General features: G+C 39.7%; 17 protein-coding genes, 1 pseudogene and 1 riboswitch. Of the genes and pseudogenes, 4 read left to right on the forward strand and 14 right to left on the reverse strand.

What is annotated here, in order from left to right:
* The first annotated feature begins 35 nt into the window (after nt 1-35).
* Nucleotides 36-704: a response regulator transcription factor gene (locus H8Z82_RS13555; RefSeq protein WP_019160352.1), complete on the forward strand. Its 669-nt coding sequence runs from the start codon at nt 36-38 to the stop codon at nt 702-704.
* 4 nt (nt 705-708) lie between these two features.
* The gene (locus tag H8Z82_RS13560; RefSeq protein ID WP_186995394.1) at nt 709-1,869 is read left to right on the forward strand and encodes a sensor histidine kinase; all 1,161 of its coding nucleotides are present in this window, start codon (nt 709-711) and stop codon (nt 1,867-1,869) included.
* A 25-nt stretch (nt 1,870-1,894) separates the two neighbouring features.
* Here the strand turns inward: H8Z82_RS13560 and H8Z82_RS13565 are convergent, their stop codons facing one another.
* The 3 genes from H8Z82_RS13565 to H8Z82_RS13575 all read right to left on the reverse strand — a co-directional run bounded on the left by H8Z82_RS13565 (nt 1,895) and on the right by H8Z82_RS13575 (nt 4,501).
* A complete protein-coding gene (locus H8Z82_RS13565; protein WP_186995395.1) occupies nt 1,895-2,950 on the reverse strand; it encodes a threonine aldolase family protein in 1,056 nt (351 codons plus the stop codon).
* A 100-nt stretch (nt 2,951-3,050) separates the two neighbouring features.
* Nucleotides 3,051-3,455 carry a DUF1284 domain-containing protein gene (locus H8Z82_RS13570; RefSeq protein WP_186995396.1) on the reverse strand — a complete coding sequence of 135 codons (405 nt, stop codon included), beginning with the start codon at nt 3,453-3,455 and terminating at the stop codon, nt 3,051-3,053.
* A gap of 170 nt (nt 3,456-3,625) precedes the next feature.
* Nucleotides 3,626-4,501 (reverse strand): DMT family transporter, encoded by an 876-nt coding sequence (locus H8Z82_RS13575; protein WP_118342329.1) that lies wholly within the window; start codon nt 4,499-4,501, stop codon nt 3,626-3,628.
* A gap of 604 nt (nt 4,502-5,105) precedes the next feature.
* A riboswitch (TPP riboswitch) is annotated at nt 5,106-5,209 on the forward strand.
* Between the two features lie 112 nt (nt 5,210-5,321).
* Between H8Z82_RS13575 and thiW the strand changes: the two genes are divergently transcribed.
* Both thiW and thiM read left to right on the forward strand, forming a co-directional pair.
* A complete protein-coding gene (gene thiW / locus H8Z82_RS13580) occupies nt 5,322-5,909 on the forward strand; it encodes an energy coupling factor transporter S component ThiW (RefSeq protein ID WP_186995397.1) in 588 nt (195 codons plus the stop codon).
* Nucleotides 5,839-6,618, forward strand: coding sequence for a hydroxyethylthiazole kinase (thiM, locus tag H8Z82_RS13585; protein WP_186995398.1), 780 nt, complete (start codon nt 5,839-5,841; stop codon nt 6,616-6,618). The genes thiW and thiM overlap by 71 nt, the downstream gene beginning before the upstream one ends.
* A gap of 153 nt (nt 6,619-6,771) precedes the next feature.
* Here the strand turns inward: thiM and H8Z82_RS13595 are convergent, their stop codons facing one another.
* From H8Z82_RS13595 to H8Z82_RS13645, 11 genes and pseudogenes are all read right to left on the reverse strand, one after another.
* Nucleotides 6,772-6,948 (reverse strand): hypothetical protein, encoded by a 177-nt coding sequence (locus H8Z82_RS13595; RefSeq protein ID WP_186995405.1) that lies wholly within the window; start codon nt 6,946-6,948, stop codon nt 6,772-6,774.
* A 407-nt stretch (nt 6,949-7,355) separates the two neighbouring features.
* Nucleotides 7,356-7,814: pseudogene (locus tag H8Z82_RS13600) on the reverse strand (lysine--tRNA ligase); the annotation flags it as partial.
* A 164-nt stretch (nt 7,815-7,978) separates the two neighbouring features.
* Nucleotides 7,979-9,217 (reverse strand): site-specific integrase, encoded by a 1,239-nt coding sequence (locus tag H8Z82_RS13605; RefSeq protein ID WP_118401237.1) that lies wholly within the window; start codon nt 9,215-9,217, stop codon nt 7,979-7,981.
* Nucleotides 9,218-9,253: 36 nt separating this feature from the next.
* Nucleotides 9,254-9,418: a CopG family transcriptional regulator gene (locus H8Z82_RS13610; RefSeq protein WP_243176484.1), complete on the reverse strand. Its 165-nt coding sequence runs from the start codon at nt 9,416-9,418 to the stop codon at nt 9,254-9,256.
* Between the two features lie 108 nt (nt 9,419-9,526).
* Nucleotides 9,527-9,718, reverse strand: coding sequence for a DUF6462 family protein (locus H8Z82_RS13615; RefSeq protein WP_015543500.1), 192 nt, complete (start codon nt 9,716-9,718; stop codon nt 9,527-9,529).
* A 387-nt stretch (nt 9,719-10,105) separates the two neighbouring features.
* Complete coding sequence (locus H8Z82_RS13620; RefSeq protein WP_044924637.1) at nt 10,106-10,357, reverse strand: helix-turn-helix domain-containing protein; 252 nt, start codon at nt 10,355-10,357, stop codon at nt 10,106-10,108.
* Nucleotides 10,329-10,781: a sigma factor-like helix-turn-helix DNA-binding protein gene (locus tag H8Z82_RS13625; protein ID WP_118401238.1), complete on the reverse strand. Its 453-nt coding sequence runs from the start codon at nt 10,779-10,781 to the stop codon at nt 10,329-10,331. Before H8Z82_RS13625 ends, H8Z82_RS13620 begins: the two co-directional genes overlap by 29 nt.
* 246 nt (nt 10,782-11,027) lie before the next feature.
* Nucleotides 11,028-11,618 carry an accessory gene regulator B family protein gene (locus H8Z82_RS13630; RefSeq protein ID WP_118401239.1) on the reverse strand — a complete coding sequence of 197 codons (591 nt, stop codon included), beginning with the start codon at nt 11,616-11,618 and terminating at the stop codon, nt 11,028-11,030.
* A 1-nt stretch (nt 11,619) separates the two neighbouring features.
* Nucleotides 11,620-11,769, reverse strand: coding sequence for a cyclic lactone autoinducer peptide (locus H8Z82_RS13635; RefSeq protein ID WP_118401240.1), 150 nt, complete (start codon nt 11,767-11,769; stop codon nt 11,620-11,622).
* A 149-nt stretch (nt 11,770-11,918) separates the two neighbouring features.
* The gene (locus H8Z82_RS13640) at nt 11,919-12,326 is read right to left on the reverse strand and encodes a response regulator (protein WP_117801568.1); all 408 of its coding nucleotides are present in this window, start codon (nt 12,324-12,326) and stop codon (nt 11,919-11,921) included.
* Between the two features lie 100 nt (nt 12,327-12,426).
* Nucleotides 12,427-13,238: sensor histidine kinase (locus tag H8Z82_RS13645; protein WP_186995401.1), on the reverse strand; the 812-nt coding region annotated here is incomplete at its 5' end.

Here is a 13,238-nt window from a genome sequence, read left to right on the forward strand (position 1 = left end):
AACTATAAATCTGGAAATTCAAAAAGGAGACCATCATGCACATTTTAATTATAGAAGACGAAGAACAGCTCTGCCGTTCCATGGCAGAGGGACTCCGCATGGACGGATACGAAACAGATACCTGCTTTGACGGGGAAGAGGGACTGGAATTATGTATGACAGAGAATTACGATCTGATCCTTCTGGATCTGAACCTGCCGGGAATTGACGGTCTGGAAATCCTGCGTCAGTTCCGTACCTTCAATACCAATACTCCTGTTCTCATACTCTCCGCAAGAGTACAAATCCAGGATAAGGTGGAGGGTCTGGATCTGGGAGCCAACGATTACCTCACCAAACCATTTCATTTCGAGGAGCTGGAAGCCCGTATCCGCAGCCTTACCCGCCGTAAATTTATCCAGGAGGATGTTTGCCTGAGATGTAGCCGTATTACCTTTGACACACGCACAAGAGAAGCCAGTGTAGATGGCACACCTCTTGCTCTCACCAGAAAAGAAAGCGCACTTCTGGAATATTTTCTGCTTCACCGCAACCGGATCATCAGCCCCGAAGAAATGATCGAGCATCTCTGGGATGGCAGCGTGAACAGCTTCAGTAACTCTATCCGGGTGCATATTTCTTCTTTAAGAAAAAAACTGAGAACCGCCCTTGGATATGATCCTATACAGAATAAGATCGGACAAGGTTATATTATGGAGGACTAAATCTATGAAATTTTACTCAGAAAAACTTTCCCCCCGCAGGCTCTCACTCCAATGGCGGCTCACATTGCTGATCTCCGGACTGGTTATCACAGCCTGTGCACTGATGTATTTCTTCATCAGCCGTTCTGCTGTGACCGGTCTGGAAGGGATTTCCGACTATGTGGTTCTAGTCACCCCTGACAATTCAAACCCGATCTCTATCAATGTAGATCCAAAAATCCTCATCCCTGATCTGGAAAACCAGATCCAGAATACCAAAAATATTTTTCTGTTCCAGAGCATGATTGCCACAGGTATCATTATTCTTCTCAGCAGTATCTGTACCTGGTTTGTCACCAGAAGAGCCCTGGCCCCCCTACGCAGATTCAGCGACAGGATCAGCCAGGTACAGGCTCAGAATCTGTCTGAACCGCTGGAAGTCCCACTCTCAGAGGATGAGATCTCACGTCTGACCAGATCCTTTAATGACATGCTTGCCCGCCTGGATAATGCCTTCTCTGCACAAAAGCAGTTTGTGGCAAGTGCAGCACATGAGCTTCGCACACCCTTAGCTGTAATGCAGACAAATCTGGAAGTTTTTTACAAAAAACCGGAACACACACCCCAGGAATACGACAGACTTTTCACTATGCTTCAGGAACAGATCGGCCGGCTTTCCCATCTTGCGGAAATCCTGTTGGACATGACAGGCCTTCAGACTGTAGAGCGTTCCGACACTATTTCCCTTGCAGCACTCACAGAAGAGGTTTTCTGCGATCTGGACCCGGTTGCAGACAAGCATCAGATCCGGCTTATTCAGACAGAAGGTGACTGTACTGTTACAGGCAGCTATATCCTTCTGTACCGGGCAGTCTATAATCTGGTTGAAAATGCGATCAAATATAACCGGCCTTCCGGTTCCGTTACTGTAAGCATTCATTCTGCAGAATCTGCAGTCCTGGAGGTAACTGACACAGGCATCGGTATCTCCCCTGAAAATCAGGAAAAAATCTTTGATCCCTTCTACCGTGTGGACAAATCCCGCAGCCGCGCCATGGGCGGTGCAGGTCTGGGGCTTGCTCTTGTAAGCGAGATTGCCAGACAGCACAAGGGTCAGGTAAAAGTAACCCAGAGCAGCGAAAAAGGCAGTACCATTGCCCTGATACTGCCTATAGCAATTCCATAAATCAACTGACTATTGATTTTTTCTCTTATTTATTTTTTTCCAGAATCTGAATCAGTTTCTGTGTATCTTCCATAGTCGTAGCCCAGCTTGTGGCAAAGCGGATCACAGAGTGTGTCTCATCATACTTCTCCCAGAATCCGAACTCCACATCCTGGGCTATTTTTTTCATTACATCATTAGACACAATGCAGAAGATCTGATTGGTGGGCGTATCCAGAGAAAGCTGATATCCATACTTCTTCAGTGCAGCTTTGATCTGCTCTGCAGCTTCCATTGCAGGTTTGCCAATCTGCAGGTACAATCCGTCCGTAAACAGCTCACCAAACTGGATCCCTGCAATCCGTCCCTTGGCAAGCAATGCTCCATGCTGCTTGATGATCGTAAAGAAATGAGGAATCCGTCCTTTCTGCGGTATAACCACTGCTTCTCCAAACAATGCTCCGCATTTGGTTCCTCCAATGTAAAATACATCGCTAAGTTCTGCCAGATCAGTGAGAGTCACATCGTTCTCCGGGCTTGCCAGTGCATAGGCAAGGCGGGCGCCATCCACATAAAGGGGGAGATGATTTTCCCGGCAGACTTTGCTGAGAGCTGCTAATTCTTCTCTGGAATACAGGGTACCATATTCTGTTGGCTGGGAAATATATACCATCCCAGGCATTACCATATGCTCATAATTGGTATCATCATAGAAATCCTTCACCAGCTTCTCAATCTGCTGTGCAGAGATTTTTCCATCTTTCTGCGGTACTGTCAGAACCTTATGTCCGCCAAATTCAATGGCGCCCGATTCATGAGTTGCAATATGACCTGTATCCGCAGCCACAACTCCCTGATAGGATTTCAAAAGTGCATCGATTACTGTGGCATTGGTCTGTGTTCCGCCAACCAGCAGGAATACTTCTGCCTCCGGTGCATTGCAGGCTTCTCTGATCTTTTCTTTCGCATCTTCTGTATATGGATCCTGACCATAGCCCACTGTTTTCTCCAGGTTTGTTTCCATCAGCTTCTTCATGATCGCAGGATGCGCACCTTCCATGTAGTCACTGGCGAAATATAAACGTGATTCTGTATTTTCCATTTTTATCGTTATGTCCTTTCTACTGCACTATTTGCACATTTGACTTTTTTATTCATAGCTTCTGTACCGGAACACTATTCATTCTGTTACTCTATTTTTCTTAGCATTTCTCCCATCTGCTCTTCTGACTTTCACAGATGGAGTTCCACTGACAATTCCCACAGATTTCTTTCCTCTTTCCTGATGCCAGGATTTTCTTTTGAACAACATCTGTAAAATCATCAAATTCCATAATCTGTCCATTTTCCAGACCGCACAGTTCCAGCACTGCATTGTCATATGCTTCTACAAGCGAAAAGGAAGAACAGCATCCTTTTTCATTATTCGGACAGGCAGAACAGATCTCGTCTGTATCTGCATGAAGCTGTATCTTCGCTCTCTTCTGGAAAATATCCAGCATTTCCTGCATATGTGCGGAAAATCCATCACTGTATCCTTCACCCTTGAAATATGCAAGGCACATTCCATGGTGAGGACGTAGTGGAATATTTTTTATAAAAGACATCTTTGTGCACCCTTCTCCTTAATTTTTTAACATATTGGATACTTTAACACAAAGCGTTTTTATTGACAACTTTTTTTATTTTATAGTTTACAATCCAATAATTCTATATACTGATCGGATTTCATCAGACTTACTGGATAAAATCAGAAAAATCCTTTTTTACTTTTTCTTCATTTACCAGCCTTAGCTACCCTCATATTATAAAGAAAGGTACCCAATGATGCCAGAATAATCAGCACATATCCTGTAAAGCTGTACTTATCCGGAATCTCTCCAAACAGGACAAATCCCAGCATCGTGGCAAAAATAATCTGCGAATAATCAAAGATGGAAATCTTCCCTGCAGGTGCATAGGTGTATGCAGCCGTAATCGTAAACTGTCCGCCCGCTGCGAATAATCCTGCCATCAGCAATGTCACAAGCTGTTTCATACTCATGGGTGTGAAATGGAACAACATCCAGGGTACAACCGACAAACAGGAGAAAAATGAAAAATAAAACACGATAACCGGTCCCTTCACTCCGTGAGTTCCCAGTACACGCACCATCGTATAGGCAATTCCTGCTCCCAGTCCACCGCAGACTCCGATCAGTGCCGGAACAAGTGCCGCATTCTGAAATCCCGGTTTCACTACAAATAAACATCCGATAAACGCCAGAGCAACACACGCAGCCTGCGCCGGTCTGATCTTTTCCTTTAATAAAAGGAATGAAAAAATAATCGCGAAAAACGGAGACAATTTATTCAGGATCGATGCATCTGCCACCAACAGATGATCAATAGCATAAAAGTTACACAGAATCCCCAGTGTCCCGCACACACAACGCAGGATCAGCGGTCCCCAGTATTTCTTATCCACCTTCGGCACTGTACGATTCTTACAGAGAATTATCGCTGCAAACACTGCCGCCACCAGATTCCGGAAGAAGCTCTTCTCCACAGACGGCAGATCACCTGCCAGACGTACGCTCACATTCATACAAGCAAAGAAAAACGCCGACAGGATGATCATTATCATACCCTTTATGTAATTTTCCTGTTTCATCAGATTTAACCTGCCTTTCTGTCCATGCAGACAGCTTCTTTTTCATAATATGCTGTCTGTCATCTACCTGTTAATCATAGCACGGACAATCGTTTTAGTACAAATAGATTTTTTATTTCAATTCGTCCTAAACCATGATATACTATAAGAGCTGTCGAACCTCCAGCAGAAAGGAGGTGAGTTTCATGGAAGAAATTCTCGTCACATTTCTTGTCTCTGTTTTAGCAGGCGTAGTTAGCTACTACATATGCAAATGGCTGGACGGCAGACGCTAGACAGCAACAGCCTAAACGGAACAGCTCACCGTAACGAGCAAGAAAGCCCTCAGAGCTGCAACTCTGAGGGCTTTTGTTTCTTTAGTTCGCTTCATGGAATCTCGTCACATTCCTTAGCTACTGTTAGTATATGCTGAAAAAAATAAAAAGTCAACTTAAAAATAATATTAGGTAGTGTAAATTTACTGTAGGAAATTTACACTGCTTTTACATCCCATTGACTTTTCCAAAAGCTTGTGTTACTCTAAAGCGTGTTTGAAAAATTGTAACACACATCTTGCGTAAAGCATTTTTCAAATACGCTCTAACAAAAGAAAATCTGCATAATGGATAATAACAACGGGAGCCTGTGGGACAGGCTGAGAGGAAGATAGATCTTCGACCGCACCTGATATGGATAATGCCAGCGTAGGGACTGTATTTGTGAATTAAAATCTGCCAGTGTGTTATTCCGGCAGATTTTTTTTGCAGGATTTTATCTGTTTCCTGCACAACCGATAATGTCTGCTTCAGCAGACTAAATCTTCATTTCAAGGAGGTTCATTATGAACACAGACAGATCCAAAACATTCAGAATGGTCATGCTCGCCATGATGGTTGCCATCGGCGTTGTCATCTCACCCATTCTGAGAATTGAGGGTATGTGCCCTACTGCACACCTGATAAACATCGTCTGTTCCGTACTTCTGGGACCATGGTATTCACTTCTTTGTGCCACTCTCATCGGAATCATCCGCATGATGTTTATGGGTATCCCGCCACTTGCACTGACAGGCGCCGTATTCGGCGCATTTTTATCAGGTGTTTTCTACCGCGCTTCTCATGGAAAGATTATCTGCGCAGTGATCGGTGAAATCTTCGGAACCGGTATCATCGGCTCTCTGGTTTCCTATCCTGTAATGGCATTTTTTATGGGCAGAAGCGGACTGAATGCATTTTTCTACACACCAATGTTTCTGGCAGCAACCTGCATGGGCGGCACCATTGCCTATTTCTTCCTGAAAGCCTTAAGTCACACAGGAATGCTTGCCAAATTTCAGCAAAGCCTTGGAGCAAAAGTATATGACCGTAAATCAAACAAATCCCAGACAACTGACCCGAGCAGCACAGCCGCTGATTCACTGCATCACTAATCCAATTTCTATCCATGACTGTGCCAATATTATTCTGGCGGCCGGAGGCCGCCCGATCATGGCAGAACATCCCGCTGAAGTAGCTGAGATTACCAGAAGCTCTCATGCACTGGCACTGAATCTTGGAAATATCACTGATGCGCGTATGAAATCCATGCCTGAATCTCTGAAAACTGCAGCCAGTCTCCATATTCCTGTTATGCTTGATCTGGTAGGTACTGCCTGCAGCAATCTGCGTTACGAATTTGCAAACAGACTTATGAACATTCATATGCCGGAACTTCTCAAGGGCAATATGTCTGAGCTTCTTGCCATGTCCGGCCAGACCGCCCATGCCATTGGCATTGATGCAGGGGATGAGGATACCGTTACAGATATCAATCGGCTTCATCTGCAGGAACTCTTCCAGGAAAAAGCTGCTCAATGGAATACTACACTCCTGATCACTGGTAAGGAAGATATGATCGTTTCTGCAAACAAATGCTCATTTATCAAAAGAGGCACTCCTGCCATGTCGCAGATCACCGGAACCGGCTGTATGCTTGGCATGATCTGTGCCACTTATCTGGCAGTCACAGATCCTTTCACTGCAGCTTTCACTGCAGCTACAGAATTTGGTATCGCCGGCGAAAGAGCTGAAAAAAACAGCTCCGGCCCCGGAAGCTTCCAGGTGGAGCTGTTTGATCAGTTTTACCAGTTATCCTTATGATAAGCAGATAAAAAAGGGCGCCTATTTCCTGGCGGCCCTTTTTATCTACTTAATCTTTAGTACAGCTTAGCACCTGTCGGGATTCTGTCATCTACCATCAGAAGGTTCAGTTCTTCATGACCATCTTCCTCTGCCATAGGAAGCATCATAACTTTATACATTTGCATTCCTGTACCTGCTTTCTAATTCTGCAAAAAACTCTTTGTAATCTCTTCCTTTTCCTTTTTCAATATCATGGTAACTGTCCATTGCCATCTTACGGACATCCTTCTGGTTCTCTTCCATTGCATCTATAAAATCTGATTTTCTCACTGTTGCTGTTGCTCCCATCGACAATTCCTCCTTTCAAATTATTCAATGTTTCATTCACTTGTTATAGTCTATAGCTCCATAGCTTATCTTTTGTTTCCTTTACATTTATTATAATCTTACTACCTCTGCTTATGCAATAAGATTTTTTCGACAACGCCAGAAGAGAATCACGCATCCTCTTCCTGTCTGTTTTTCCACTCCTGCTTTTTTTTCAGGAGCTGTTTGTCACTACAGTCTCTTATTTCTTACTCTATACATACTCAGACAAAAAAATAAAGGAAACCAGAGCTATTGCACTCTAATCTCCTTTATTTCACATATCCTCACATAATTCTACAGAAATTCCCGAAAGATTGGTACAAAATTGGTACAAAACCTCGAAAATTGGTACAAACTACATGATTATTTATTATTATTTTTTGCTCTTAGTATAACTTTGCACCAGCCGGAATATGGTTATCAACCATCAGAAGATGAAGTTTTTCTTCGCCCTCTTCCTCATGGATTGCACTAAGTAACATTCCACAGGATTCAATTCCCATCATAGCTCTTGGCGGCAGGTTTGTGATAGCGATCAGTGTTTTTCCAACCAGTTCTTCTGGCTCATAATAAGCGTGAATACCGCTTAAAATGGTACGATCTGTGCCTGTTCCATCATCCAGAGTGAACTGTAACAGCTTCTTGGATTTCTTAACAGCTTCACATGCTTTTACCTTTACAGCTCTGAAATCTGACTTGCTGAAAGTATCAAAATCAACCATTTCTTCGAATAACGGCTCAACTTTTACCTTGGAAAAATCAATCTTCTCAACTGTCTTTGTTTCCTGTGCTGCATTGTTTGCTTCGTTCTTTGCAGCGCCCTGTGACTTCATTGTCGGGAAAACTGATTCGCTTACCATACTATCCCGTACTGTCGGGTATTATACATTATTTTCAAAAAGACTTCAACCTATTATAAGGTATTATTCAGTATGTATTTGTTGTAGTTCTGTTGCACACCACATAATTCTGTTGCACCTCATAGAATCAAGCCCACAAGGACTCTTTCCTAGAATATGTCTAAATTATGTGATAATTTTTCTATTGCTTCTGTTTTTTTCATATCGGTGACTTCGGCATATATATCCATCGTTGTCTCAATATTTGCATGTCCCATAACTGCCTGTATCACCTTAATATTCGTTTCATTTTCGCAGAATCTCGTACAAAAAGTATGTCTCAAATGATGGCAGGAAAAATGTGGAATAATGATCGGCTCCCTTTTCTCCTTTTTTGCTTTCAAAATTTCTTCTGCATTATAGTTTTCCCGGATGCGTTTGATCGTCCGGTTGACTGCCTGCGGATTATGAAGATTGCCAAACCGATTTGTAAATATAAATCCCTCCATACCGTCCAGTGTAACGGTACTGAATCCATTTTCTTTCTGATATTCATACTCTTCCATAAAAGCATTATATACTGGCTCCATCATCGGAACTGTACGAATACCCGCCTCTGTTTTAGGTAATGAAACAGCAAATTCGCATTTGGTTGTTTCTGCTCTGCGTGGATAATATGTAACACTATGATTAATATTAATCAGTCGTTTCTCTAAATCAATATCTTCCCATCGAATCCCAATAATCTCACCTATACGACACCCTGTACCTAAAAGAACGGTAAACAATGGTGCCCAATGATTAAATACTGGACTGTTCGATGTATAATTCATAAATGCTCTCTGCTGTTCTACTGTCAACGCATGTCTCACTCCATGATTCCTCCCTGGTTTCTTTTTTATTTCTGACATTACACCATGAGATGGATTGTTTCGGATAATATCATCTCTCACTGCTAACTGAAATGTTGGATGAAGCACCGTATGAATCGTTTCTAATGTATTAACCTGTAATTTCCTTTCATTTATCAAATGATAATAAAAGTACAGTACATCTGAATATTTGATTTCTCCGATTTTCTTCTTTCCAAAACTGTCTCTGACGTAATGATCATACATGTACATATAATTGGTATAAGTTGTTCGCCTCAACTCTGTTTTCGTAGAAATATATCTATCAAATACAAAATTAAGATTGGCATTTCCCGCAGCATACACATCAAGACCATCTAATTGGTCTTTTAACAATTTCTGCTCTTTTTCCCTTAACTTAACTAAATCCTTAGAATATGTATATTTTCTTTTTCCAAATGGATCTGTATAAGTGTATATGTACATCAGGTCGGACTGGCGTTGACTCTCGCCTTTGCGTAAGGCCCTGCCTCTATTATCTTTTCTTGCTTTTGCCACTGTAACTCCTTCCTAATGTAGCAAGGAGTCCTTGTGTTACTTTTCTGGCATCTGATATAAAAGATCAATACCTTTTTGTATCGCTTGTGTTGTAGTCAGCTCATGCTTCGCTGCATACTCTGACAATTTCTGATATTCTTCCTCTGTTAAGCGGAAACTTACATTTTTCTTTTTAGGGGATTCTGCTTTCGGTCTCCCCATTTTAGCCACCGTATGCACCTCCTTCATAGCTTGATTACATTATACTTTTTGTCATGCAAAAAGTCAATACTTTTCGTAGCACAAAAACTCTTGCAATACTATTTATCATTAAATACCGGTTCGGAATGTTTCCAGATATGCCTCAAAAATATCACAATTCACCAGTACCAATTTATCCAGCTTATAGACAGCATTTGCTTCCTTTGCCATTTTTTCAAACTTACTTTGACACATGCTGTACATTTCTGCACCTTCTTTATAACGAACAAATCTTTTCCTATTTATAATATGTCTTTGCATTCTTTCGCTCCTTTCCCAATTTATAACAATCCCACAGGCAGCCATCGGGTAATAGCTTCATTGGTATTTCACCATCTTTCCAGACCGGGCAGCTTTCCCGGAAGTATCATTATCAGAAACAGTATCTTCGCCACAAAAATCCCACTTCCTGATTACAGCCAAATATTTATCGCTCGTGCCTTTACTTCAATATCATTTTGATATTTCTTCGTTTACAACATTTCTACTTTGCGTCACGATGTCGCAAAGTTATAATGCAGACAGTCTTGGCGTATTTGCTATATAGCTCCTCTGTTTCATATGTCCTGCAGAATAAATATTAAATTTTCAAGGTACAAACAACGCTAAATAGCTTTTTCAGCAGAAAGGGATGCTTTCAAATGTTTTTTAGCGAACTATTTTAAATCCAATAATTGTTTTTATCAATTTTGTTTCCAGACGTCTGCGAAGTGTTTCATCTACACAATAATGAACACAGCCATACTCATCATACATTTTTCTGACCGATAATTTTGCAATATATCCTTCATAATGTTTCAGAATTTTATTTATCGCCTGAATGTCACCCTCCAATGCTCTTTCGATTACCCAAAACGGTATCAATTTTTTATTATTTACGCTTTTTTCTTCCGTTTTCACCTACATTTTCCTCCAGCATAATCTTTAGTATTTCAAGCGATCGTGTACGATGCTCATGTACCGTACTTCTGACAAGGTTCAGTTTTCTTGCTATATCCGCATCATTCATTTCCATAAAGTATGACAAAAGAATAATGTCCCTTTTTCTCTCTGTCAGCGCAGTTAATGCTTCTGCCAATAGAGCATTTTTTACCTCCACATCATAACCACCTGCTCGAAAATAGCTTTTTTCCAATTCATATTCATCAAATATAGAAAGGCTCTCCATCTCTTGTTCAGATAATTCTGAAAACAAAGTTTCGTGTTTTCTAAGATAAGCTAAATGTCTTTCATAATCCACTATTTCGCCCTTTAATGCCAATTTGCATTTTCGATCAAACTGGTGCATTACCGTTTTCTCATCGTAGGAAGAAGATTGCTCCATAGAGTTCACCTCCTTCCCGACCATGAGATATGAGCAAAGGTCTTTTTCCCTTTCACCCTTATCCCGATTGGGAAACCCCCATTGTTCGGGTTTAAAAGAAAAACTCTATAAAAAGTTCTTATGATATACAAAAAAACGTCCCTATGGATTGAAATCCATTGGACGTTTTCATATAAATAATCTAATATTCAAAAATAATTTTCTCCCTCCATTCCATATAATAAAAAAAGCGGAAACAATTTTTTATCATCTCCGCTTATTCTTGCTCTTTTCAATTTTATATTTCAAAATACCAACATACTGAGAGATTAAAATTATAAAGGAAGTCAGTGCAACTAAGGAAAGTATGTCTAGTATTCCTGCAAGTGTACAACAACCAGCAAATACAATAACAGCAATTAAGACTTTCATGGTTACTTTTTTGCAGTGTTCTTTTTCAGTATCATCAAGTTCTCGATTAATGCACTCTACTGGTGCAGCTTTCAAGATCAGTATCGCACTTACTAATATAAGAAGCCACGCTGTACCTACCGTAAACTTATATTTACTGTTAAAATACATTGCTATTATCTGTACAGTGACTGAACATATAAAACATGATCCAAAACTGTTAAGATGCACGCCACCGGCATAAGTCCGTAGCAACATAAAAATCCCAGTAAATATTGCAAATTCCGGAATCATATGCATATATATTGCTATACTCAAACAAGTTACGAAACAGCATAGCATCTCAAGTCCAATCTGAAAGCCATATTGATATATATCATATGATTCCGAGGAAACTGTACCAGTCTTAATAACATATTCTGTTAATTTTTCTGACAGCCGTCTCATTTCAAATCTTTTTAAGTTTTTTCAAGTTCTTCGGAACTTTCGGCTGGTGAAAGATATAGCAACATGCGCTATCTGCTGATACTTTTCCAAGTTTTAAAGATACATTTGCCAGTGCTTTCGCTGACTGATTTTTTACATTTTTCATAGTCATAGTAAAACTCTCCTTTCGTCTTCTTTTTAAAACAATACTACAAAAATACATTCCATTTCTTTTCCTGTAAAAAAAACGAGTATTCATGTAACTTTTTCCTGGGGCACTACAAACATCAATATTTCCTAACAAAAAAGGTTGCAATGAATTCATTGATCATTACAACCTTTTTGAGAACCATATTTTTTCAAGTACCATACCCACAATAATATCTCTTCTATTTTTTTTTGATATTCCTGTAAATCCTCCACATTCTCCAAATAATCATACACTCCAGCCTTCAGTATTGAAAAAATATCCTGCTTTGTCCCATTTTCAATCAGAGCAAGAATTGGAATTGTATTTCCCAACATTCCTTTTACTCTGATAATAAATTCAAATGTTCCTTTTTCAACCATTTTTTTATTAAAATACATAATAATAACATCTGGATTAAAATGCTTATCATCGTTCAACCAATCATAGGTACACCACCTCAATTTATATTTTCCTTTTGTTATTTTACTTGTAGTTTTAAATATTTCTCTATGGTCACTAAATAATAATATTTTTTTCATTTTACCCTACCATGACATTCAAATCGTAAAATTATTTTTATATTTTATCATGTTATTTCAAATATTATTTACGTGGTAATAATTCCGGCTATTCATGTAATTATTCCTTTTCTCCATACAACACAACTCTCACTAGAAATCTTTCTGGTATAGAATCGTCAACTGTAACCGTTCCATTGTACTTTGCTACAGCTCGGTAAACCGACGGCAAACCAACACCATGATTTCCAGCATCGGATTTCGTAGATTTCAGTCTCTTATCCTTCATTTTGATTAATCGCCCCTGGTAACTATTCATTAAAAATATCAACAGATTACCTCTATCATATTTCATTTGGATTTTTATGTACTTCTTCTTTTTTGCCTTTTCAGCCGCTTCTACAGCATTTTCTAATAAATTCCCAAGTATTAGACATATATCTGCACCCTTAAACTCCATCTTCATAGGAACCTTTATGTTCAAGGAGAAATCTATCCCTTTCTTTTGAGCTGTTACATACCAATATCCAAGTAGAGAATCAATTACAATGTTACCACTATTTGCAACCTCCGATATTGATAAGCCACTTTCTTCCATTATATCTTGGATAAATTCTATGATTTTCTCATCTTCTCCTTTCTCTGCATAAGCAAGAATAGATACTAGATTATTTTTCATATTATGTTTTATGTCCCTTAATTGCAACATAGAAAGTTCTCTTTCTTGTTGATGACGTTCACATAATTCCAACTGTTGTTCATAAACAGAAGTCATTCGTCTTAGTTGTAAATCATCCATCAATTTTACATAAATATAAAAAATCAGTACATTTAAGCACAGCAAAATAATTGCTGCAATTGCCGAATGAAAATATGCACGATCATTATTTATTTTGTAACTAAACAAAAAAATTTCGTTCATAACATAGATAC

The sequence above is a fragment of the Blautia difficilis genome (genome assembly GCF_014297245.1).
In the GTDB taxonomy this organism is placed as follows: Bacteria; Bacillota; Clostridia; order Lachnospirales; family Lachnospiraceae; genus Blautia_A; species Blautia_A difficilis.